This is a genomic window from Roseomonas chloroacetimidivorans (assembly GCF_049629625.1).
In the GTDB taxonomy this organism is placed as follows: Bacteria; Pseudomonadota; Alphaproteobacteria; order Acetobacterales; family Acetobacteraceae; genus Roseomonas; species Roseomonas chloroacetimidivorans.
In genome coordinates, this window is record NZ_JBNBZS010000050.1 from 1 (window position 1) to 22,175 (window position 22,175).

The following is a 22,175-nucleotide window of genomic DNA, read 5'->3' on the forward strand; positions in this document are numbered from 1 at the left end:
CGGTTGCGAAGGCGGTGATCGTCGAAGAGGTCGAGCGCCTGCGCTGGCGGCTGTGGAACGGCAAGGCCAAGGATGCCGGGATCAGCATCGATCGCATCCGCGCGGTCATGCACCACTTCCGGGGCGAAACCGGCATCCACAGGTCCATCGCGCCCTCGCGCAAGCTGTGGACCGCGTTGCGGGCGCTGGACGGCTACCTCGTCGGGCAGAGCGACTGGCTCGTCAACTACGGCGAGCGGCACCGGGCCGGGTTGCGGGTCGGCACGGCGCTGACCGAGGGCACGGCCAACTTCCTGGTGAACCGCCGCATGAACAAGTCGCAGCAGATGCGCTGGTCACGCCGAGGCGCCGGCCGGCTGCTCCAGGTTCGCTGCGCCGTCTACAACGGCACGCTCGGCACCGGTTTCGGCCAGCGCTTCTCGGCTGCCAACGACTGTCACCCGCAAGCGGCCATCGTCGCCTGACCCCCAGTTTCGCGGCAGTCCCACTGCTTATTCGCTGCTGGCGGGACCGCCTCACGTGTGACGTGTCGCGCCTTCCTTCAATCTTCAGGCCGACATAGCGCTGCCCTGGCCAAGTTTTTCTCAACCAGACTGAGGCCAAGTCCCATTTACTCAGCGGACAGCCTGCGGAAGTGTTGCCCGAACCCCTTCCGTCCGGGGCGCAAGAACAATCAGCGAGGAACTACTATGATCCGAAGGCGAACTCTGACCCGGACTCTGGCGCTTGCCCCGTTTGTGGCACCGAGGCTGGCTAGGGCTCAAGGCCAAGCCCTGAGGATTCTCCACGGTTCGAATCCGGGTGCCCCGCAGGATGTCATGCTGCGGCTGCTGGCCGAGGAGTGGCAGCAGATCGCCGGACATCCGGTGGTGGTGGATGCGCGGCCGGGCGCCAGCGGCCAGGTAGCGATGGCGATGCTCAAGCAACTTCCCGCCGATGGGCGCACGGTCTTCTCGGATGGCACTGGCATCACCTCCATCCTCCAGCTTCCCACGGCCCAGCACCGCTGGACGGATTTTGAGCCGTTGTACCGGCTCCAGCTCGATCCTTTCGCGCTCTATGTAAAGCAGGGCGCTTATCCCGATCTCGCCGCCTTCCTGGAGGCAATGCGCAAGCGCCCCGGCGCAGTCCGGATTGGCGGCTTCGCCTTGGGTGGGCCTCACCAGATCGCCATGCTTCGCGCCGCCGCGAAGGCAGGGGCCCGCTTCACCTGGATCCCCTTCGACAGTGGCTCGCGCGCGATCACCGGCGTAATGGGCGGCCATCTCGAAGCCTCGATGAGCAATATCAGCGTCTATGAGACGTTCCGTGAGCGGACGACGGTGCTGGCCCAGACGGGCGAGGACCGGCTCGGGCGCTTCAACGATATCCCGACCTTCCGCGAAGCCGGCATCGACATCATCGCTTATCATTGGCGCGGCATGTTCCTGCGGCGCGGTACGCCGGAGCCGGTGATCGAGGAGCTTTACGGCCAAATCGGTAAGGTGGTGCGCTCCGCCCGCTTCCAGGCTTATCTGCGTGACAGCGCTACACTGGACGGCAGCATGACGCGCCCCGCCTTCGCAGCCATGCTTGAGGAGCAGGCGGCGAGCGATACGCAGGTTCTGAAAGACATCGGCCTGCTATCGTGAGGCTGGCATGAACGCTGTGCCGCCCCTCGTGGCCGATGCCGAAGGGAGCCAGACCGCGATGTCGGTGTTCTCTCCCCCACCCCTCCTGTCCGTGCGCCGCCGCCGGGGCGAGATGGCGATCGCCGCAGCCTTCGCCTGCGCGGGCGCCGGCATGCTGCGCGGTGCCCTGGATCTCGATCTCGGCAGCGTGGCTCTCCCGGCGGCCGGATTCGTGCCGGCAGTGGCGGGCGGGGTGCTGCTCCTCTCCGGCCTCTGGTCGCTGTTCAAGGCCGGGCGCTCATCCAGCGCGGAGGGCGCCGATCGCGAGGTGCGGCTGGTCGACAGGGTGACCGGGCTCGCGCTAATCGCGCTGTTCCTGCTGGCCGCCCTGTTCGAGACCCTGGGCGCGCCGCTCGCGCTCGGGCTGTTCATCTTCGCCATGCTCCGCCTTCTCTCACCGCTGCGGCTCGTCGTCTGCGCGCTGCTAGCGGCCGCGCTTGCGGGCGCGATGTGGCTGTTCTTCGCAAGACTGCTGGAGGCCTCGCTTCCGGCCGGACCGTTCTGAGGCCAGGTCAATGGACGCCTTCAACCAGCTCATGGCAGGGTTCGGCACAGCACTCACGCCGACCAATCTCGGCTACTGCCTGCTCGGCTGCCTTTGGGGCACGGTGGTGGGGATCCTACCGGGCCTCGGCCCGCTGGCAGGGATGACCCTGCTGCTGCCGCTCACCTTCGGCATGGACGCGACCTCTGCCATCATCATGCTGGCCGGCATCTTCTACGGCGCCATGTATGGCGGATCGACTACCTCCATCCTGGTCCGCATCCCCGGCGAGGCCGCCTCGGTGATGACCTGCTTGGATGGGCATGAGATGGCGCGGCAGGGCCGTGCGGGCCATGCGCTGACAATTGCGGCGCTCGGGTCCTTCGTCGGCGGAACTGTCTCAATTGTGCTGCTGATGTTCCTGGCGCCTCCCCTGGCGGAGGCGATGCTGGCGATCGATCCGGCGGCCGAGGCGGTGGTCATCCTGCTCGGTCTCTCCGTCATCGCGCTGGTCTCGCCCACGCCTTTCGCCAAGACGGTGACAATGCTTGCGGCGGGGTTGTTCCTCTCAACCATCGGCTTCGACAAGCTCACGGGCGTTCCGCGGTTCACTCTCGGCAGCCTGGAGCTGTCGGACGGGCTCGACTTCGTGGCCCTGGCGATCGGTCTTTTCGGTGTCTCGGAAATCCTGCTCAGCCTGGAGCGGATGGCGAATCTGCGCCCGGTCCACCCGAAGCTGAGCGAGATGCTGCCTGACCGCGCCGCGCTGCGACAGGCCGCGCCCGCCGTGGCACGTGGATCGGTCATCGGCTCGGTCTTCGGGATCATACCGGGCGTGAGCCATGTCGTGTCCACCTTCGTCTCCTACGCGGTGGAGAAGCGCCTGGCCCGCGATCCCTCACGCTTCGGCAAGGGTGCGATCGAGGGCGTGGCCGGGCCGGAGACGGCGAACAACGCAACCACCGGCACGGCAATGATCCCGCTGCTGGTGCTCGGCGTACCCTCCATTCCCGCCACCGCCATCCTCCTCTCGGCCCTGATGATTCACGGTATTCAGCCCGGGCCCATGCTGCTGGTGGAGCGGTCCGACGTTTTCTGGGGCTTCGTGGCCAGCATGTATGTGGGCAATGCCGTCCTGCTGCTGCTCAACGTGCCCCTGGTCGGGCTCTTCGTAAACCTGCTGCGCATCCCCTACTTTGCTCTGGCACCGGTCATTATCTCGATTTGTGTAATCGGTGTTTACAGCGTGAACTCGTCCGGCTTTGACGTCTGGGTGATGATGGTCGCGGGGTTGGCCGGCTATCTGCTGCGCAAGTTCGATTACGACATGGCGCCGCTCCTGCTTGCCCTTGTTCTGGGTGACCGGCTTGAGGAGAGCTTCCGCCGCGCCCTGATGATGTCAGCCGGCGACTGGGGTGCCTTTGTCACCGGCCCGGCGCTGGGGATCCTGCTGTCGGTGAGTGGCTTGCTCCTGGTGCTGCAGGTCATCGCCTGGGCCCTGGGCTACAGCCGCCGCGTCGCACGGGAAGCCATGGAGGAGGAGGCCTAGGTGCCCCCGGGAACGGCGCTCGAATCGACTGAGATCCGTGAGGAAGGCGCCGTACCCGCTTCTCCTTCCGCGCCGGGGGCCGGAAGCACGGAGGACCGGCGCCGGCGCCTTCCGCCGCTGAATGCCCTGCGCGCCTTCGAGGCCGCCGCGCGTCACGGCAGCTTCACGCGGGCGGCGGCCGAACTGATGGTGACGCAGACGGCTATCAGCCACCAAGTCAAGAGCCTGGAAGAGCATGTTGGCGTTCGCCTGTTTCAGCGCCTGCACAACGGGCTCATGCTTACGGAGCGCGGCGCCGCCTATCTCCCGGTCCTGCGTGAGGCCTTTGAGCGGATCGCGGATGCGACGGAGGAGTTGCGGGGCGGTGAGGGGCCGCAGGCGCTGGCGGTCAGCACCCTACCGAACTTCGCACTGCGTTGGCTCATTCCTCGGCTCCCGCGCTTTCACGCCATGTACCCCGAGGTGGAACTTCGCCTCTCCACCACGGAACGCGGCACCGATTTCCTCGGCGCGCATATGGATGTTGCCGTCCGGCTCGGCGAGGACTGGCCTGGGCTGAACCAGGCTTTGTTGTTTCCCGGGGAGCTCTTCCCCGTCTGCTCCCCCGAATTGCTGCGCAAGGGCCCTCTGAACTCGCCAGCGGACCTCGCCGGGCGGACGTTGCTGCATGTGTCCAGCGCTGCCGATGACTGGCCAGCTTGGCTCAAGGCGGCCGGGATGTCCGGGATCAGTGGTGAACGCGGGCCGCGCTTCGACTCCTTCGCGCTGGTCTGCGAGGCGGCGCTACACGGCCTGGGCATCGCGATGGCAAGGCTTCCCTTCGTCGATGAGGATTTGAAGGCAGGCCGGCTGATCGCGCCCTTCTCCCTGCGCCTGCCGCGTGACGAGGCCTATCATCTGATCTGGCCCAAAGGGCATGTGGCGCGCCCGGTCACGCACTTCCGCGAATGGATTCTGGCGGAGGCCGCGGCAACGCGCGGGGAACCGCCGCCGAAGCGCGAAAGGCTGCATTTCGGTGCCTTGGGCACCCCCAGAACTATGAAGTCGCGGCCCGGCGAGATGGCTGGCTAATTCACGCATGGGCGACATCGCCTGATACCAGGAGAATGATCATGCCGTTGGATGCAGCCGCTCCGGTCACCTATGCTGGTGGCGTCACCGCCGTTCCGACCGGGGGCGCCCTGGCGGCCGACATCATCGGCCTGGATCTCTCCAGGCAGCTCTCGGCGGAAGCGGTCGCCGGCATCAAGCAGGCCTGGGGCGACCACCTCGTCCTGCGTTTCCGCGGGCAGGAGCTGGACGACGAGGCGCTCACCGGCTTCTCGGCGCATTTCGGCAAGCTCGACCGCGCGCCCATCGCCTCGGCGCGCCGGGGCGAGGACCAGCAGCCCGGCTATGTCCTGCTGATCTCCAACATCATCGAGAATGGCCGACCGATCGGCGGCCTCGGTGACGGGGAGTCGAAATGGCACACGGACATGTCCTATGCCGAGGAGCCGCCCTATGCGAGCTGCCTCTATGCGGTCGAGGTTCCGCCGCAGGGCGGTAACACCGGCTATGCGAACATGTACCGAGCCTATGAGACCCTGCCTGCGGAGCTGAAGCGCTTCGTAGAGACGCACAGCTGCAAGCATGATGCGAGCCGCAACAGCGCGGGCGAGCTGCGGCGCGGCTTCAGCGAAACGGATGATGCCCGCTCGGTGCCGGGCGCGGTGCATCCGCTGGTAATCCGGCATCCCAGCACCGGGCGCCTCGCCCTGTATCTCGGGCGGCGCCTGAATGCCTATATTCCGGGCCTGTCGCTCGAGGAGAGCGAGCGGATGCTCGACGCGCTCTGGACCCATGCGACGCAGCCGGAGCTGTGCTGGTACCAGGAATGGCGCGTGGGCGACGTGGTGATGTGGGACAACTACTCGACCATGCATCGCCGCGATCCCTTCGATCCGTCCACCCGCCGGCTTCTCCGGCGCACGCAGGTCTCCGGCTTGCGCTACGCGACGGTCTGAGGCAGTCGCATGGCCGTCCGTGTGGTCAGGGTCGAGGCTTGGCGCCTCGACCTTCCGATCCGGGTTCCGTACAAGGTGTCTTCGCGCACCTTCACGGCCTTCGACCCGATCGTCGCGCGCGTGACCCTGTCGGATGGGCGCGTCGGCTTTGGCGAGGCGGTCATCAGCCCAGGTTACGGGCATGAGTTGCCGGAGAGCGGATGGGCCTTCGTGCGCGGGCATGCCGCGCGCCTTGTCGGGATGGAGCCGAGGGAGGCGATCGGGATGCTGACCCGGTCCTTGCCCGGCGACTCCCATGCGGTGACGGTCCTTGGCACGGCCATCGAGATGGCCTGCCGGCACCCCGCGCTGCGGATGGACCGGGAGTGCCGGATTCCACTTCTGGCCCCGATCCATGCTACCTCCGGGCCGTCGCTGGAGGCGGAGCTCGAGGAGTTGCTCGCCGAGGGCTATGGCGCCCTGAAGGTGAAGGTTGGATTCGAGGCCGCCGCGGATACGAGGCGGGTGCGCGAGATCCAACAGCTGGTGCGGGGACGCGCCACGCTGCGCTTGGATGCCAACCGGGGATTCAGCCGCGAGGATGGCATCCGCTTCGCCGGGGAGCTGGAGCCGGGCGGGATCGAGCTGTTCGAACAGCCCTGTGCCATGGACGATTGGGACGCGAATACCGCCGTCGCCGCCGTTTCCACCGTGCCGGTCATGTTGGACGAGTCCATCTACGACACTGGCGACATCCGCCGTGCTGGTGAGATCCCCGGCGTCGGTTACGTCAAGATTAAGCTGAAGAAGTTCGGAACGCTCGACGGCCTCGTCACGGCCGGCCGGATTGCACGTGAGGCAGGGCTGGGCCTGGTGATGGGCGACGGCGTGGCCACGGAGATCATTTGCTGGATGGAGGCGGCGGTCGCGCCACAGGTGATCGACAATGCCGGGGAGATGAACGGATATTTGAAGCTGTCCAGCCCCTTGCTCCGTAACCCTCCGCCCTTCGAGCGCGGGAGCATGGTGCTTCCGGCGGGCTACTGGCCTGAGCTGGACGACGCTCAGGTGAACCGGGCCGCCCTGGACAGCTTCGACACCGCCAGCCGGTCCGGCATGAAGGCCAGGCAGGGAGGCGGCCCGGCGTCATCAGGCGGCTGAAGTCGGCCTGGCCACCATTCCCTTCGCCGGCCGTGGCGACCATATCATCTCAGGAAAGCAGGAATCATGAAGCTTTGCCGCGTTGGCGCACCGGGTCAGGAGAAGCCCGCTCTGGTCGATGACCAAGGGCGCCTTCGCGACCTCTCCGCCGTCCTGCCGGATATCGACGGTAGCGCCCTCTCGGCGGCGGGCCTGGCCAAGCTGGCTGCCATCAGTGCCACGAACCTGCCGCTGATCGAGGACAAGCCGCGCTATGGCGTGCCAGTCGCTAACGCCTCGAAGTTCATCTGCATCGGATTGAACTACTCCGAGCACGCCGCCGAATCTGGCCTGCCGATCCCCTCGGAGCCGATCGTCTTCTTTAAGGCGAACTCCGCGATCTGCGGGCCTAATGATGACACCATCCAGCCCCTGAACTCCACTAAGCTTGATTGGGAGGTGGAGCTGGGCGTGGTGATCGGCGCGCTTGCGCGCAACGTGCCGGAGGAGAAGGCGCTGGATTTCGTCGCCGGCTACTGCGTTGTCAACGACGTTTCCGAGCGGGCCTTTCAGATGCAGAGTAGCCAGTGGGACAAGGGCAAGGGCTGCGACACTTTCGGGCCGGCCGGCCCCTGGCTCGTGACGAAGGACGAGGTGCCGGATCCGCAAGCTCTTCCCATGTCGCTCTCCGTGAATGGCCGGCGTATGCAGGATGGCAACACGCGCACAATGATCTTCGGCGTGAAGGCCATCATCTCCTATGTCAGCCGCTACATGACGCTCATGCCCGGCGACATCATCGCGACCGGCACACCCTCGGGAGTCGGCATGGGACAGAAGCCGGAGCCGGTCTGGCTCAAGCCCGGCGACGTGGTGGAGCTTGGGATCGAGGGGCTGGGCACGCAGCGCCAGCACGTCGTCAGCTATCGCTGATGCCGTGCCGCGTTCCGCGCTCCCGCGGGATCTAGACCAACCGTTCGAACGAGGGCGAGCGATGACACGCCAGCTTCACCTGAATCTCTTCATCCACAGCCGCGGCCATCACGAGGCCTCCTGGCGGCATCCCGAGGCCTCGCCCCGCGCGCTGACGGACATCGAGTATTTTCGGGATCTCGCGCGCCGTGCCGAGGAGGGATTCTTCGATTCCATCTTTCTCGCGGACACGCTCGCCCTTGCGAACACAGCCCGGCACGCGCCCAGCACTTGGTTGGAGCCCATCACCACCCTGGCCGCCATCGCGGGATCGACACGCCGCATCGGGCTGATCGCCACGGCCTCCACGACCTATTCGGAACCCTTCAACCTCGCGCGCCAATTCGGCTCGCTCGACCACATCAGCGGCGGGCGCGTAGGCTGGAACATCGTGACCTCCTGGCTACCTGCCGCGGCGCGGAACTTCGGAGGGGACCAGCTGGTCAGCCATGATGACCGCTATGCGCGCGGCGAAGAGTTCGTGCAGGTGGTGAAGGCGTTGTGGGACAGCTGGGCGGACGACGCGGTGCTCGACGACCGCGCTGGCGGCGACTATGCGCGGATGGAGGCGATCCGGCCGATCGATCACGCCGGCCAGTACTATCAGGTTGCAGGGCCGCTCAACATGCCGCGCGGGCCGCAGGGCCGGCCGGTTTTCGTGCAGGCGGGCTCCTCGGAAACAGGCCGGCGCTTCGCCGCGCGCCACACGGAGGCCGTGTTCACTGCGCAGATGGAGAAGCAGGCGGCGCGGGATTTCTATGCGGATCTGAAGTCCCTCGCTGAGGTCGAGGGCAGGCGGCCCGAGCATGTGCTGATCCTGCCAGGCCTCAGCCCGGTGATCGCACCTACCGAGGCTGCCGCGCAACGTCTTGCCGACGAGCTGAACGATCTCACCGATCCTGCGGTGGGCCGCGAGCGCCTCAGCACGCGTTTCGGGGGGTACGACTTCTCGCACTTGCCGCTCGACAAAACGCTCTCGCCCGAGGATTTCCCGGATCCCAGCACGGTTCAGGCGGCACGAAGCCGGACCGAGGTCATTGTCAGCTTCGTGCGGCGTGAGAAGCCGACGCTACGGCAGCTTCTATCCTATCTGGCAGGCGCGCGGGGTCATTTCACCACGGTCGGCACGCCGGAGCAGATCGCCGACCTGATCGAGGAGTGGTTCCAGGACGGCGCCGCGGACGGTTTCAACCTGATGCCACCGGTGCTTCCCTCAATGCTCGATATCTTCATCGACGAGGTCGTGCCGATCCTGCAGCGTCGCGGTCTCTTCCGCACCGCCTATGAGGGCACCACACTGCGAGACCATCTCGATGTCCCACGGCCGCGTGCCGGAAGGTAAAGCTTCGCCTCCTGCGGCGGCTCGCTTCTGCGGAGTACGCACCGGTGCGCCAGCACTGCCGGCGGGTCCAGAAAAGGGCGTGTCACAAAGGTTGCGGGCGAACAGTTTTGGAAGAGGGAGCGACGGAATGACGGGTATCGGACGACGTGCCGGGCTGGGACTGTTCGGGGCAGGCTTGGCGGCCTGGAAAGGTGAGGGCTCCGCCAGGGCCGCATCGGAGGAAGCCTATCCGACTCGGCCCATCCGAGTAGTCGTCCCTCTTACCGCTGGTGGCAGCGTCGATCTGCTTACCCGTGCTATTGCGCCCCAGATTTCGGCGATACTGGGCCAGCCGTTGGTGATTGAGAACCGCCCTGGGGGAACAACGGTGATCGGCACGCAGCTCGTCACTCGCGCCGAGCCCGACGGCTATACGCTGCTCTCGGCCAGCAGCAGTGTCGAGCTGAACAAGTTTCTCATGCGGTCGCTGCCCTACGATCCGCAGCGCGATCTTACCCCCGTCGCGCAGCTGGCCTCCATTCCCTTCGTGCTCGTCGTGCACCCCCAGGTGCCCGTAAAGAACTTGGCCGAGCTGATCGCTTACGCGCGCGCGCATCCAGGCGAGGTGGCCTATGCATCATATGGCATCGGCGGCCCTGGCCATCTGAGTGGCGAGCTGTTCAACCGGATGACGGGAGTGGATACGCTCCATGTCCCCTATCTCGGCATTCCACCTGCCCTGGTGGATGTCATAGCGGGGCGTGTTTCCATGATCTTCAGCACATTCCCCCTCGCGCTGCCGGAGATCACCAACGGCCGGCTGAGAGCGCTTGCTGTCACTTCGACCGAACGGGTGGACATGCTGCCAGGCGTCCCTACCCTCTCGGAGGCTGGCATTCCAGGCTTCGAGTCGTCCGGCTGGAACGTGCTCTACGCACCAGCCGGCACATCCGCGGCAGTCGTGATGCGGTTAAACGAAGCGATCACTAAGGTCCTGTCCGAAGCCTCGACGAAGGAGATTCTCAAGACACAAGGCTTCGTGGTCGCTCCTCCGCGCTCACCGGATGAGGTAAAGGCAGTGATGGTAGACCTAGCTCGGAAGTGGGAGCGGGTGATCCGTGATGCCGGCATTTCGCTCTAAGCGCCTGGGGAAAATCGCGCTGAGCACGGGTACGTGCCTCGGACACTGGCATGCAGATCCGCAGCCCGCCGAGTTTGGCGCGCCGCAGACGCGGAAAGCCGCCACGCCGTGCCGCGGCGGGACCTTGATGGGGTGGACGCCCCCCGACGGCATCGACGTGCCAAGGTGGAGGTGTTGAGCAACCACCAAAGGAGGCGTCCGTGGGACAGGCTAGCACGATCGGGCTCGACATTGCGAAGCAGGCATTCCAGGCCCATGGCGCTGATGCGGGCGGGCGGGTGGTGCTTCGCAAGCGCTTGGCGCGGGCCAAAGTACTCGAGTTCTTCGCGGGGCAGGCGCCGTGTGTTGTGGCGCTGGAGGGCATTGGCAAGTTGTTCGACGAGAAGGCAAGTTCGGCCGCATGATCGAGGGTGCGGCAGGATCATGATGCCGCTTGGGCGCACGTCTCCTGCTGCCAGCTGCGAAAGGCCTTGGTGCGGGCGCGCCGATACTCGCCGGCCGTCATCAGGTGCCGGCGTGGACGGAAATGGCCATAGATCATGCTGTGCGCTGAGAGAAACCGCTGGGCCTGTTCAGCCGACTTGAACCGTTGCATCTGCCGCTCCCGCCGTCGGGTGGGCCGATGCGAGTTCTCGGCCCGGTTGTTCAGGTAACGGCTGCTGCGATGCCGGACCTCGGGTAGGAGTTCGCGCCTTGCCACGCCGTAGCTCTTCAACCCGTCAGTGACCAGCCGGCGCGGCTTGTACTTGAGGCCCGCGAGCAGGCGCTTGAAGAACCGCTTGGCCGCACTCCCGTTCCGCCGGTCCTGAACGAGGATGTCCAGCACCACGCCGTGCTGGTCCACCGCTCGCCAGAGGTAATGCAGCACGCCGTTTATACGCAAAAACACCTGATACTGTCGGTTAATTCGGGGCGATACCACCTGAACTGGCAATGTCGGGGGACGATACAAGGTCATCAGAACGGGTCGAATTTTGAGATCTGGACCGGTTGCCCGGTCAAGGCGGCTCCCACGAGTCTCCCCAATGAGCTTGCACCCGATGTCCATAGGCGAGATCCCGACCGAGACGGCGCGGGTTGCCAAAGCCGCATTCCCCAGGGGCAGCTTGGTGATGCGGTTTAGAGACGAGTTCTCCGATCTCTTCGAGGACGCGGACTTCCGCGCGTTGTACTCCAGTCGGGGTCAGCCGGGGCTCGCGCCATGGCGATTGGCCCTGGTGACGGTTTTGCAGTTTCTCGAGCAGCTCAGTGACCGTCAGGCGGCGGACGCTGTGCGGGCCCGCATCGACTGGAAGTATGCGCTCGGGCTCGAACTGACCAACCCGGGTTTCCACTTCAGTGTTCTGAGCGATTTCCGGGCCCGCCTGGTGGCGGGCCGGGCAGAGCACCTTCTGCTCGACCAGATGCTCGAGGGCTTCAAGCAGCGCGGCCTGGTCAAGGCTCGTGGCAGGCAGCGCACTGACAGCACACACGTACTGGCTGCTGTGCACAACCTGAACCTCTTGGAGCTCGTGGCCGAGACGCTTCGCGCCACCCTCGACGACCTTGCCGCCGTCGTGCCGGACTGGTTGCGCACGATCTCGCCGCCGGAATGGTTCGAGCGGTATGGCCGCCGCACCGAGGAGTACCGCCTGCCCAAGGGGCAGGGCAAGCGTGAGGCCTTCGCCCTGTTGGTAGGAGAGGACGGCTTCCTCCTCCTGGCTGCCTTGGACGGGCCAGGCGCACCGGCCGCAGCCTGCGCACTGCCCATGGTCCAGACGCTGCGCGACGTGTGGCGCGTGCACTATGCCCGCAAGGCCGGGCGGCTGCGCTGGCGTTCCACGACAGAACTGCCGCCAGTGGCCGAGCGCGTGCAGTCACCCTATGACCCGGAGGCGCACTTCAGCATGAAGCGGCAGCTGCACTGGACCGGCTACAAGGTGCACGTGACGGAGACGTGCGACGACGACATGGCGCAGGTGATCACGGACGTGGCGACCTGCCCGTCGATGCGGCCCGACATGACGAGCACGGCCAGCATTCACGGTAAGCGCGGCGTAGAGGCCCTTCTTGCGCGCTGTCTTTGACCTCGCGAGGTAGTCCGCCACGGAGGTGTTGCGATGGCGCGATGGGTGGCGAACACGAATGCCAGCACCGGTGCTAGCACTGGAGCGATGGAGCGGGTGGAGATCGTCACCCGCGGCGCGCGGCGGGACTACACGGCTGAGGAGAAGGCGGTGTTCCTGGTCGAGGCTGCCGAGCCGGGGGCACGGGTGCTGGAGGTGGCCCAGCGGCACGGCATCTCGCCGAGCCTGATCCACCGTTGGCGGCGCGAGGCCGAGGGCAGGCCGGTGAAACGCAAGACGGTCCCGCGCCCGCCGCAGCTGGTGCCGCTGGTGGTCGGGCCAGGCGTCCCGGTCGCGGTGCCGGAGGTCGTCGCGTCGCCCGTCCGGGAGACGGTCGGGGCAGCGATCGAGGTTGTGCTGCGGAACGGCCGCGTGCTGCGGGTCGGGAGTGAGGCGGACGCGGCTGTGGTCGCCCGGCTGGCCGCGGCGCTGGAGGCGTGATCGCGCTCCCGGCGGGCGCACGCATCCTCCTCGCCACGCAGCCTGTGGACTTCCGCAAGGGGGCGCATGGCCTGGCGGCGCTGGCCGCCGAGATGCTGGGGCAGGATCCGTTCTCGGGCGTGGTCCTGGTGTTCCGCTCGCGCCGTGCCGGTCGCGTGACATTCTGCACCCTCCTTGTCAAAGACCAGGCAGCCGCATGGTCTGATCACGTTGATATCCCTACCACATGTCGGTCTGATGCTGTGGGGCATTGAGCGGCGCTCGTGGCGCGCGCTACTTCCGACGCTGCTTTGCACAGCCTGCGCCGCCGGGCATGGCTGACATACCGGGTCGATAGATCACGAGACCCAGTCACATCGGCAGGGCCCCTTGTGGCCCGCCAGAATCGGCTGTCAGGGAGTGTCAGACGAGCGCTGGCTTTAGCTCCATCCGGCCGGACGCTGTCGATGGGCAGTTAGGCACAGCTTCTATGATTATCGTGCCTAGCGTGAGCTAAGTGCCCGGTTGCCCCGGCCTGACCCGCCTCCTCACGCCCCCGTATTCCTGATGTCCGACAATGGCAGTTACCACGCATGATGAGGGCTGAGGCATGGCGCGCGACATTCCAGCCGAGCTGGCGACCTTCACCGCCGCCCTCGAGCGCTGGTCGATGGACCTAACCTTTGATCCCGACAATCTCGCCAGCGTCGAAAGGGCCATGGCTGAAATGGAGGGCGCCATTGACGCCCTGGCGGCTCCCTTCGCGGGCAACACCCTGGTGGAGAAGAGGGTCGAGGAGATGAAGGAGCGTTACCGCGGGGCTATCCGCGAGAAGCGGCCCGACGAAGGGTCGGAATGAGCACCACCCTCCCCGCCGTCGTCTCCCCTGCCCTGCCGTCCGATCTGGCGGTGCGGCTGGAGGAGCATGCCAAGGCTGCGCGCGGTGTCCTGGCTCCGGAGACGGAACGGGCCCTGCGGAAGGCCTCGGCTGCCTTTACCGCCTGGGCCGGCCGGAAGGGCGTTGACCCCCTCCCTGCCTCGGCCGCCACCGTCGCCCTCTACGTCGATGAGCTGGCGCAGGCTGGCCGCGCACCCTCCGGGATCCGCAGGCCATGTGGGCGATCGGCGCCATGCACCGCGCCGCTGGTGTCGAGAATCCGACCAAGGCCGAGGTGGTCCGCCTGGCCCTCAAGCGCATGGCCCGCGCCGCCGGCACTCGCCAGCGGCAGGCGGCCCCGTTGGTGGATGATGACGTGCGCCTGGCGATCCGGGCAGCAGGCCCCTCCCCTTCCCGCGCCACCCTGCGCAACCTCGCCCTCATGCTGGTGATGCGGGATCTGCTCGCGCGCCGGTCGGAAGCCGTGGCGCTGGATGTGGCGCACCTGACCTTCGCCAAAGATGGCTCCGCCACTGTCCTCATCGCGCGCAGCAAGACGGACCAGGAGGGCCAGGGCGAGGTGCGGTGGCTGTCGCCGCGCACTGTCACCCATCTGCGCAGCTGGCTGGATTCAGCCGGGATCGCGGAAGGGCCGGTCTTCCGCAGCGTCAACAAGGCGGGCCGGGTCGGGGGACGACTTCCGGCCGCTGACGTGTCGCGCATCCTCAAGCGCGTGGCGGCCCTGGCCGGGCTCAATGCCCACGGCGTCTCCGGGCACTCCTGTCGCGTGGGGATGACGCAGGACCTGGCCGCCAGCGGCACCGAGCTGCCGGCGATCATGCAGGCCGGGCGGTGGCGCTCCCCGACCATGCCGGCGCGCTATGCAGAGCGGATGGTGGCAAGCCGTGGGGCTGTGCCGCCGTTCTATGAGGGGCGGCGGGAATGATGGACATGGGAAAGACCGTCGGCGTTATTGCGGTGATGCTCCTGTCGGAAGCTGCGGTCGCCCAAAGCCCTTCACGCCAAGTTCCGGTACAGGCTGCGGGCCCTCCATCCCTAGCTAGGAATCCAGCGGAATGCGTGCAGCGCGGCATCGCATAGTTCAAGGAAATCGGGAGTTACCCCCGCCTCACTGCATCTTCCAATCGAGGCCGGAATGCCGTGGACGTTGCGACTGAGCGGTGCAGCCGAACGATTGGGGCCTTCAACCAGCAGAGGCGTGGAGGCTTGTTCGTGGACAATGCGGCGGCGAAAGTGGGGCTATGAACGTGCTTCGGGTGATGCAGGCTTCTGTAATCCAATGAACGGCTCCAAACCATTTCCTGCCGCTGACCTCTACCAACTGCTCATTCAGGGTGTGGTGGATTACGCGATCTACATGCTCGACCTCCAAGGGCGGGTAGTGAGCTGGAACATGGGCGCGGAGCGAATCAAGGGCTACACGGCTGAGGAGACTATCGGCGAGCACTTCTCCCGGTTCTACACGGAGGAGGACCGCCTCCGCGGGGCGCCGCAGCAGGCCTTGCAGACCGCCCTCGAAACAGGGCGCTTCACCACCGAGGCTTGGCGCGTCCGCAAGGATGGCAGCCGCTTCTGGGCCATGGTCGTCATCGACCCCATCCGCCGCGATGGGGAGCTGATCGGTTTCGGCAAGGTCACCCGCGACCTGACCGAGCGGCGCGAGGCCCAACTGCAGCTGGAGCAGTCCCGCGAGCAGCTCTTCCAGGCGCAGAAGATGGAGGCGCTAGGTCAGCTGACCGGCGGGCTCGCGCATGACTTCAACAACCTGCTCGCCGGGATATCGGGCAGCCTGGAGCTGCTGGAGACACGCATAGCGCAGGGGCGGCTGAACGACCTGAACCGCTACGTCGCGACCGCCAAGGGGGCTGCGGGGCGGGCGGCAGCGCTGACGCATCGGCTGCTGGCCTTCGCGCGACGGCAGACGCTGGATCCCAGGCCGACCAACGTCAACCGGCTGATTGCGGGGATGGAGGATCTGATCAGGCGCACTGTGGGCCCGGCGATCACGGTAGAGGTGATCGGGAGCGCGGGACTGTGGGCGGTGCTGGCCGATCCGAACCAGCTGGAGAGCGCGCTGCTGAACCTGTGCATCAACGCGCGGGATGCGATGCCCGAGGGGGGGCGGATCACGATCGAGACCACGAACATGTGGATGGACGCCCGCATAGCGCAGGAGCGGGATCTGCCGCCCGGGCAATTCATCTCGCTCTGCGTTACCGATACCGGCACGGGGATGGCCCCCGAGGTGATCGAGCGGGTCTTTGATCCCTTCTTCACCACCAAGCCCATCGGCCAGGGGACCGGGCTGGGGCTTTCCATGGTGCACGGCTTCGTGCGCCAGTCCGGCGGGCAGGTGCGGATCTATTCCGAACTGGGCCAGGGCACGACCATGTGCCTCTACCTGCCGCGCTATCGAGGCGCAGAGGAGGATGCGGAGCCCCTGGCGGAGCTCTCCACGGGGCCGAGGGCCGAACACGGCGAGACGGTGTTGGTCGTCGATGACGAGCCGACCGTGCGGATGCTCGTGACCGAGGTGCTGGAGGACCTCGGCTATGCGGCGATCGAAGCGGCGGACGGACCATCCGGGCTGAAGCTGCTTCAGTCACAGGTTCGGATTGACCTGTTGATCAGCGACGTCGGGCTGCCTGGGGGCCTGAATGGACGCCAGTTGGCCGATGCGGGCCGCCAAGTTCGTCCGAACCTCAAGGTTCTTTTCATCACCGGCTACGCGGACAACGCGGTGATCAGCAATGGCCACCTGGAGCCCGGCATGCACGTGCTCACCAAGCCATTCGCGATGGAAGCATTGGCCAGCCGGATCAAAGCGATCATCAAAGACGGCTGATGACCGGCCGCACGCGGGGCGGCTATGAGAAAAGGGGGCCAGGCGCCCCCGGCGGCCCCCTTTTAGGGCGACGTGTGAAGCTCCCACGCCAGCCATTCCTTGGATTACGGCAGCAAAGCTGCACGTCGTGCAGGCGATACTGGGCCGTTCCAACGTGGCGGCGGCCGGCCGGTGGAAGTCGCCCACCATGCCGGCCCGGTATGCCCAGAAGGTGCTGCCCCGCTGCGGCGCGGTGGCCTGGTTTCATGAGCGGCGGGGAGGGTAGGGGCTGCGCATCAAGAAAAATCCTGACATCATCAAGAACAATTCAAATTCGGGCCGCCGGAAAAGCCGACGCCCGATTAAACTTGCAAAATAGAGCAATCGCGCCCATATAGGCTTCGTCAGGTTCGTTGTTTCGGTTTGCTTATTCTGCTCATTCATTTGAGCATCGGTTTGTTTCCGTCTCAAAGTGAAGATGATCCGGTGCGTAATGTTGCTCACCGGTTTTCCGTTTTGATCGGAATCAAATCATGTCTATCGGCACCGTTAAGTGGTTCAATGGCACCAAGGGCTACGGCTTCATCCAGCCTGAGGACGGCTCCAAGGACGTCTTCCTGCACATCTCCGACGTCCAGCGCGCCGGCATGCAGGAGCCGCGTGAAGGCGACAAGATCGAGTACGACGTGCAGAGCGGCCAGCAGGGTAAGCTCTCGGCCGGCAATCTGCGCCTCGCCTAAGGGTTGAGCGACGGGCTCCGTCGCTCCCCTGGCTTCACCGTCGTAGCGCACGCGCTGCGATGGGCTTTGAGCCCCGGCTGGAGAAATCCAGCCGGGGCTTTTTTTGGGGGTTTATGCCTGATGACCCCGCTTACCGCTTATGGTCTCTGAGTAGATTCGTCATTGGCCACCCCGGCCATGGGATGCGAGCGGACCTCTAAACTGCGCCGATCAAGCGTACTGGCCGCCTTGCTAGCCGGCGGCTGTCCTAAATCCGGCGCAACGGTCATCAAGGACCTCATAGCCGGACGTCACGTTACTCTCCACCACTCGCCTGAACGTCTCCTTGACACACCAGGCGGAAGGCTTGCCCTTCTTAGGGGCACAGATCCTCACGACCGTCATCCCCTTGTCGATCTGCCGCAGGCCAAATGCGCGGGCCTCGGCGTAGGTGGGGAAGGGCGGCGTCTCGATCACACCGCGTTCGTCAGCCGCAGCATCTCGGTAGATCCGGACGATAAAGCCGCAAGACATGGCTGCATCTCCAGGGTTGAAGGTTAGCGCTCGCGCCTGGGCGAAGCCGCGTTGCCCAAAGAAAAGGGCCGCCAGATTCTTCCAGCGGCCCTCCGTCAGTTCATCTGCGGAGTGCAGTGATCAGGCGTGCTGACCGCCACCGCCCGTGGCGCCGGACTGCTCCAGAGACTGGAGCGCGGCCTGACCCTGGGTCATGGCCGTGCCCTGGCTAGCCAGCGGCGTGCGGCTCTCGGGGTGAGCATCCGCCCAGGAACCAACTGCGGTCGGGCCGGCAATGTATTCGCCGTCAGCGAAGGCCGGGGCGGCCATCATCGGGCCCAGCAGGGCCGCGGCAAGGCCAAGCGCCCGGAGGGTCTTCGAAATGTTAGACATCGTACCGTATCCTTTTCGTGGATGACGGCGGCTGTTCGTCGTCGTCTTGTTGGCCCTGATATGGGGCACTTCCCGACAAAGGACCACTTGAGGTGGTGGATACAACATATCTACGACACGAATAAAAGCGAGGTGCGGCGAGGGCCGCGAACGGGCGGAGCTGGTCCGTCTGCAGGAGGAGAAGCAACCCTCCGGGGGACGCAATCCGGCCCCAGCTCCTGGGGGGAGCCGAGGCCGGTGGTGCTGGTGTGTCGAGCGGTGCTTAGAAGATGAAATCGGATGCGGTCATGGCGTGGTGGCCGGAGAACTCGATCTGGAAGTCGGCCTTGCCGTCGCCGGTCAGATCGACCTGGACCAACGTGTTGGCGCCGGACTGGATGGCGTGCAGTTCGCCAGCCTGCTTGGTGAAGGCATCGTCGCCGCTGGTGCTCGGCAGGGCGTCGATGACGGAGAGGTCGATGACGTCGCCATGGCCGAAGTCGAGGATGGTGTCATGGCCGCTGCCGACCTTGGAGTCGAGAAGCTGGGTGAAGGTGAAGGTGTCGTTCCCCGAGCCGCCCGACATGGTGTCGCTGTCCAGGCCACCGATCAGGTGATCATTGCCGGAGCCGCCGTTGAGCGTGTCGCGGCCCGCGCCACCGGTCAGGACGTCGTCTCCGGCGCCGCCGGTAAGCGTGTCATTGCCCGTGCCGCCATCGAGCAGCTGAAGGAGGAGGGCGAGCTGTGGCGCTTCTCCCGCCTGCGGCAATGTAAGTTCCTGAACAATATTGTGGAACAGGACCACCGGCGCGTGAAACGCCTGGTCAGGCCGGGGCTCGCTTCGGCAGTTTCCATACGGCACGACGAACACTGGCTGGCTACGAGGCGATGGGAATGATCAGGAAGGGGCAAGTGCGGCGGATCGGTGGACGAGACATGCGAGCGCAAACCAAATTCATCGACAACCAGCTCCAGATTGCGGTTTGATCTGTTGCCCGGCGTGGTCACTCGCATCTCACCGCAAGCTTCGCAACGGGACCATACTGACGGCGAATCGCGCGGATCGGCGGAACGGTAGAATGCTGGGGCGCCTACGCGGTGAGAACAGCGGCAGCGGGTCGCGTCTTGTCCGCGCACCGTGATGTCGGATAACCGCGCCATGAACGTGGAGGAGAGAGCACAGCCATCGACGACCATGCCGGTCGAGCCAACCGCGACACTGGCAACGCTGCTGGGTTCCGAGTAGCTAGAGAAGACCCATTGCCCTGTATCCCAGGATAGCGGCAACCCGATGGGCGCCGTTCCCAGCCAGAGATGCCGTGCCTTGAAGATTGCCGACCTCCCCGTCTTCCGCCGCTTCTGGTATCCCATCAGCTCGCAAGCCCGGCTGGCCGGCGCTCCGCAAGCCTTCTCACTCTTCCAACAGGATATGGTCGTTTGGCAGGGATCCGACGGCGTGGTCTCAGCTCTTGCCGATCGCTGCGGGCACGAGGCGGTGCGCCTGTCGCCGGGCGAGGTCTGCGGTAACCGGCTGGTCTGCCCACATCACCACTGGGAGTTCGACGCCGGCGGACATTGCGTCCGGATCCCGCAGCGGCCGGCTCTGGTGCCTGGTCCGCGTGCTCATGTGAGGCCGTACTTCGCCGTTGGTCTGTACGGACTAGCCTGGGTGGCGACGGAGAAGCCGATGGTGCCTGTCCCAAAGGTGCCGGAGCTGGGATTGGCGCACTTCCGTGTAGTGCAAACTCTTCATGAGCGATGGCGCGTGAGCATTTTCCGGCTGGCGGACTCCTCGCTCGACCTCATGAGGGATTCTCAGCTCGCGGGCGCAGAGATACGCTCGGTCGAGGATCTGGGGTTCGGCCAGGTCGTACGCTTCGTGCTTCCGGGTGGAAACGGGCCGGTGTCCGGTAGCGTGAGTTGGTGGGCGCCGGCCACGCGCGTCCTACGGCTGTCCTATGCATCGGGGTTGGAGCGAGTGATGCTCACCGCTGCCGCTCCGCTGGCGGACCGGTGGTCCGTCGTCAGCCGCCTGGAGGCGCGGAACGACCGTGAAGTTGATGTGCCTGAGAAGGACATTGTGGCACTGGACCGCCGAGTGGCCGCCGAGGAACGAGCTAACCTCGAAGCACTACCGCCGGATGTGCCGATCATGTCCGGAGAGGGAGCGGAGCTTCTGGCGAGTGATCCGCGACACCTGCCGCGCCTAACGCTGCGCCGGATCGTCGAAACCAGTGAAGCCGGGGCAAGCAGCACAAGGTAGTGAGCGAGCCCATAACCAGCGGCGCGTGCCGCCACGCAGCCCCTGAAGGCGAGCTTGCTTATTGCGACACAGCGTGGGGCCATGGCATGAGGACCCGAATTCCAAAGGGCGTGAAGCTCTCTTATGCAGGATATGCCAGATCCGGCTGATCTCCCCGGGGCGGAGCGCGACCCCATCATCCGAGTGAACCGCCGTTCCGTGGTGGATGATGTGCGCGCGCAGCTTGTCTCGCTGATCGAGTCCGGTCACTTCCGGGTGGACGAGAAGCTTCCATCAGAAAATTCGCTCGCGAAATCCTTCAACGTCAGCCGGCCTATGGTACGCGAGGCATTGGTTGGGCTGAACGCACTGGGATTAACGGCCTCCCGTACCGGGCGGGGGACTTTCGTCGTCTCCAGGCAGGTGAACACGACTCAGCTGACGCGCCGCTTCCCCAGCAACGATCTGACGGAAGTGCGGCTCCTCGTGGAAGTGCCCGCAGCAAGCATGGCCGCCGTGCGGCGTAGCCCGGAGCAGGTGCGCCAACTCGGTCAGTTGCAGCAGGCTCTGAGAACAGAGGAGGACGAGAAGCGCCGCCACGAGATCGACGACCTTTTTCACCTCGGCATTGCCGAGGCAACGGGTAATCCTATTCTCGTCCGTTTAGTTGGTGAACTGCGTGCGACGCTCCGCGAACAGGCGACAACGAAGATCGTCCTGCCGGAGCGGCGCCTTGCGGAGGTAGCAGAGCATCAGGCCATCTTTGATGCATTGGCTCGTGGAGACGCACATGCAGCGGGGCACGCGATGGAAATGCATCTGAGGGCCTTCGACGGGGCTCGGGACCGCCTCGACGGGCCGTAGGACTGACCCGCCAGATCCGGGCCGCGTAGTGTTGGGAGGGGGTCCTTCCGGCCCTTCCTCCCATTTGCCGCGTCAGGCCGGCGCCACCTGGAACTGCGGCAGCTCCGCCGCCATCACCCTTGCCGCGGAGGCCGTGATCTCTGCGCCATGGTGGCCCACGCCCGGCACATCCAGCAGGCGCCACCGGCAGGGTGTGGACAGGCGCGCAGCCTGTTCCCGCGCGATGGCGAGGCAGCGTTGCGCGCGGGCATAGCGGTGCTCGCCCTGGGCCATCGCCTCAGGTTCGTTCGGGAAGGCCGGGCCGCTGGCGTCCGTGTCCTCCGTACCGGCCATGATGGTGAGCGGGAAGGCAAACGCCCGCCGGAGGTCATTCTCCGTCAGCCCAAGCCCACCGAGGCCGTAGGGATAGGCAACATCGAGTTGCGGCATGCCATAGGTTCCGGCATTGGCGGCGATGGCGACCTCCACATCCTCCTGCTGGCCGAGGGAGATGAGGCGCTGCACCACCTGGCCGCCAGCCGAATGACCGAAGAGCCCGTACCCACGGCACCGAACGATCCCTGCCGCCCGCAAATCCGCAAAGAGGCGCCGGTGGATGGCATAGGACCAGGTGGCACGGGGGCGCGGCGTGCCGTCTTCCTCCGTGACCGCGCCGAAGTTGTACAGGCCGGTACCGGGGAAGGTCTCGTGCGGGAATTCCGGGGCGATGACGAGGAGATTCGCCTCGTCCACGAAGGGCAGCCAGAAGTCACGGTAGTCCCAGCCGTTCCGGGCGGCGCCGTGATAGGCGAAGACGACGCGCGTCTCCGGCCCGATGCCCCGCGGGCAGGCACTGCGCAACATCATCGGCCGGTCGGGAAAGCTGGGATCGGTGTAGGCGAGGTCGTTCGCGCCCGCCCTGGCGACGAGCTCGTGCAGATCAGCCACGTGTCTATCCTTCCGTCTCTGCCGTCCGC

The 22,175-nt window shown here is 65.9% G+C and carries 25 protein-coding genes and 1 pseudogene; 20 read left to right on the forward strand and 6 right to left on the reverse strand.

Annotated elements, in window-relative coordinates; genetic code table 11:
• The 11 genes and pseudogenes from ACO1BU_RS25795 to ACO1BU_RS25845 form a co-directional block, all read left to right on the forward strand.
• Positions 1-464, forward strand: a pseudogene (locus ACO1BU_RS25795) (hypothetical protein); the annotation flags it as partial.
• Between the two features lie 354 nt (positions 465-818).
• The gene (locus tag ACO1BU_RS25800) at positions 819-1,631 is read left to right on the forward strand and encodes a tripartite tricarboxylate transporter substrate binding protein (protein WP_424138842.1); all 813 of its coding nucleotides are present in this window, start codon (positions 819-821) and stop codon (positions 1,629-1,631) included.
• A 7-nt stretch (positions 1,632-1,638) separates the two neighbouring features.
• Positions 1,639-2,175, forward strand: coding sequence for a tripartite tricarboxylate transporter TctB family protein (locus tag ACO1BU_RS25805; protein WP_424138843.1), 537 nt, complete (start codon positions 1,639-1,641; stop codon positions 2,173-2,175).
• A gap of 10 nt (positions 2,176-2,185) precedes the next feature.
• Complete coding sequence (locus ACO1BU_RS25810; protein ID WP_424138844.1) at positions 2,186-3,703, forward strand: tripartite tricarboxylate transporter permease; 1,518 nt, start codon at positions 2,186-2,188, stop codon at positions 3,701-3,703.
• Positions 3,704-4,774: a transcriptional regulator GcvA gene (gene gcvA / locus ACO1BU_RS25815; protein ID WP_424138845.1), complete on the forward strand. Its 1,071-nt coding sequence runs from the start codon at positions 3,704-3,706 to the stop codon at positions 4,772-4,774. It begins immediately after the preceding gene.
• A 41-nt stretch (positions 4,775-4,815) separates the two neighbouring features.
• Positions 4,816-5,709: a TauD/TfdA dioxygenase family protein gene (locus ACO1BU_RS25820; protein WP_424138846.1), complete on the forward strand. Its 894-nt coding sequence runs from the start codon at positions 4,816-4,818 to the stop codon at positions 5,707-5,709.
• A gap of 9 nt (positions 5,710-5,718) precedes the next feature.
• Positions 5,719-6,849 carry a mandelate racemase/muconate lactonizing enzyme family protein gene (locus tag ACO1BU_RS25825; RefSeq protein ID WP_424138847.1) on the forward strand — a complete coding sequence of 377 codons (1,131 nt, stop codon included), beginning with the start codon at positions 5,719-5,721 and terminating at the stop codon, positions 6,847-6,849.
• A 66-nt stretch (positions 6,850-6,915) separates the two neighbouring features.
• A complete protein-coding gene (locus tag ACO1BU_RS25830) occupies positions 6,916-7,761 on the forward strand; it encodes a fumarylacetoacetate hydrolase family protein (RefSeq protein ID WP_424138848.1) in 846 nt (281 codons plus the stop codon).
• A gap of 61 nt (positions 7,762-7,822) precedes the next feature.
• Entirely contained in the window at positions 7,823-9,142 is a 1,320-nt protein-coding gene (locus ACO1BU_RS25835) for an LLM class flavin-dependent oxidoreductase (protein WP_424138849.1), read from the forward strand.
• Between the two features lie 127 nt (positions 9,143-9,269).
• Positions 9,270-10,262 (forward strand): Bug family tripartite tricarboxylate transporter substrate binding protein, encoded by a 993-nt coding sequence (locus tag ACO1BU_RS25840; RefSeq protein ID WP_424138850.1) that lies wholly within the window; start codon positions 9,270-9,272, stop codon positions 10,260-10,262.
• A gap of 200 nt (positions 10,263-10,462) precedes the next feature.
• On the forward strand, positions 10,463-10,666 hold the full coding sequence (locus tag ACO1BU_RS25845; protein ID WP_424138851.1) for a hypothetical protein: 204 nt from the start codon (positions 10,463-10,465) through the stop codon (positions 10,664-10,666).
• Between the two features lie 17 nt (positions 10,667-10,683).
• Here ACO1BU_RS25845 and ACO1BU_RS25850 read toward each other — a convergent pair whose 3' ends face one another.
• A complete protein-coding gene (locus ACO1BU_RS25850) occupies positions 10,684-11,151 on the reverse strand; it encodes a DDE-type integrase/transposase/recombinase (RefSeq protein WP_424138852.1) in 468 nt (155 codons plus the stop codon).
• Between the two features lie 151 nt (positions 11,152-11,302).
• Here ACO1BU_RS25850 and ACO1BU_RS25855 point away from each other — a divergent pair, with 151 nt between their 5' ends.
• The 6 genes from ACO1BU_RS25855 to ACO1BU_RS25880 all read left to right on the forward strand — a co-directional run bounded on the left by ACO1BU_RS25855 (position 11,303) and on the right by ACO1BU_RS25880 (position 16,530).
• Positions 11,303-12,328 (forward strand): transposase, encoded by a 1,026-nt coding sequence (locus ACO1BU_RS25855; RefSeq protein ID WP_424138884.1) that lies wholly within the window; start codon positions 11,303-11,305, stop codon positions 12,326-12,328.
• 33 nt (positions 12,329-12,361) lie between these two features.
• Positions 12,362-12,808: an IS66-like element accessory protein TnpA gene (gene tnpA / locus ACO1BU_RS25860; RefSeq protein WP_424138853.1), complete on the forward strand. Its 447-nt coding sequence runs from the start codon at positions 12,362-12,364 to the stop codon at positions 12,806-12,808.
• On the forward strand, positions 12,805-13,062 hold the full coding sequence (gene tnpB, locus ACO1BU_RS25865) for an IS66 family insertion sequence element accessory protein TnpB (RefSeq protein WP_424138854.1): 258 nt from the start codon (positions 12,805-12,807) through the stop codon (positions 13,060-13,062). The genes tnpA and tnpB overlap by 4 nt, the downstream gene beginning before the upstream one ends.
• Positions 13,063-13,397: 335 nt before the next feature.
• On the forward strand, positions 13,398-13,646 hold the full coding sequence (locus ACO1BU_RS25870; protein ID WP_424138855.1) for a hypothetical protein: 249 nt from the start codon (positions 13,398-13,400) through the stop codon (positions 13,644-13,646).
• A gap of 253 nt (positions 13,647-13,899) precedes the next feature.
• Entirely contained in the window at positions 13,900-14,610 is a 711-nt protein-coding gene (locus ACO1BU_RS25875; RefSeq protein ID WP_424138856.1) for a tyrosine-type recombinase/integrase, read from the forward strand.
• A gap of 354 nt (positions 14,611-14,964) precedes the next feature.
• Positions 14,965-16,530: an ATP-binding protein gene (locus ACO1BU_RS25880; protein WP_424138857.1), complete on the forward strand. Its 1,566-nt coding sequence runs from the start codon at positions 14,965-14,967 to the stop codon at positions 16,528-16,530.
• Positions 16,531-16,773: 243 nt separating this feature from the next.
• On the opposite strand, the gene ACO1BU_RS25885 is transcribed toward ACO1BU_RS25880, so the two are convergent.
• Positions 16,774-17,013 carry a hypothetical protein gene (locus tag ACO1BU_RS25885; protein WP_424138858.1) on the reverse strand — a complete coding sequence of 80 codons (240 nt, stop codon included), beginning with the start codon at positions 17,011-17,013 and terminating at the stop codon, positions 16,774-16,776.
• 29 nt (positions 17,014-17,042) lie between these two features.
• On the opposite strand from ACO1BU_RS25885, the gene ACO1BU_RS25890 reads away from it, so the two are divergent.
• Positions 17,043-17,249 (forward strand): cold-shock protein, encoded by a 207-nt coding sequence (locus ACO1BU_RS25890; RefSeq protein WP_424134959.1) that lies wholly within the window; start codon positions 17,043-17,045, stop codon positions 17,247-17,249.
• A 231-nt stretch (positions 17,250-17,480) separates the two neighbouring features.
• Here the strand turns inward: ACO1BU_RS25890 and ACO1BU_RS25895 are convergent, their stop codons facing one another.
• The 3 genes from ACO1BU_RS25895 to ACO1BU_RS25905 all read right to left on the reverse strand — a co-directional run bounded on the left by ACO1BU_RS25895 (position 17,481) and on the right by ACO1BU_RS25905 (position 18,882).
• Positions 17,481-17,762 (reverse strand): hypothetical protein, encoded by a 282-nt coding sequence (locus ACO1BU_RS25895; protein WP_424138859.1) that lies wholly within the window; start codon positions 17,760-17,762, stop codon positions 17,481-17,483.
• Positions 17,763-17,882: 120 nt separating this feature from the next.
• The gene (locus ACO1BU_RS25900; RefSeq protein ID WP_424138860.1) at positions 17,883-18,134 is read right to left on the reverse strand and encodes a hypothetical protein; all 252 of its coding nucleotides are present in this window, start codon (positions 18,132-18,134) and stop codon (positions 17,883-17,885) included.
• Between the two features lie 262 nt (positions 18,135-18,396).
• Complete coding sequence (locus tag ACO1BU_RS25905) at positions 18,397-18,882, reverse strand: M10 family metallopeptidase C-terminal domain-containing protein (RefSeq protein WP_424138861.1); 486 nt, start codon at positions 18,880-18,882, stop codon at positions 18,397-18,399.
• A gap of 555 nt (positions 18,883-19,437) precedes the next feature.
• Between ACO1BU_RS25905 and ACO1BU_RS25910 the strand changes: the two genes are divergently transcribed.
• Both ACO1BU_RS25910 and ACO1BU_RS25915 read left to right on the forward strand, forming a co-directional pair.
• The gene (locus tag ACO1BU_RS25910) at positions 19,438-20,376 is read left to right on the forward strand and encodes a Rieske 2Fe-2S domain-containing protein (RefSeq protein ID WP_424138862.1); all 939 of its coding nucleotides are present in this window, start codon (positions 19,438-19,440) and stop codon (positions 20,374-20,376) included.
• Between the two features lie 183 nt (positions 20,377-20,559).
• Positions 20,560-21,219, forward strand: a complete 660-nt coding sequence (locus ACO1BU_RS25915) for a FadR/GntR family transcriptional regulator (RefSeq protein ID WP_424138863.1) — start codon at positions 20,560-20,562, stop codon at positions 21,217-21,219.
• Positions 21,220-21,291: 72 nt separating this feature from the next.
• Here ACO1BU_RS25915 and ACO1BU_RS25920 read toward each other — a convergent pair whose 3' ends face one another.
• Positions 21,292-22,146 carry an alpha/beta fold hydrolase gene (locus ACO1BU_RS25920; protein ID WP_424138864.1) on the reverse strand — a complete coding sequence of 285 codons (855 nt, stop codon included), beginning with the start codon at positions 22,144-22,146 and terminating at the stop codon, positions 21,292-21,294.
• Between the last annotated feature and the right edge of the window lie 29 nt (positions 22,147-22,175).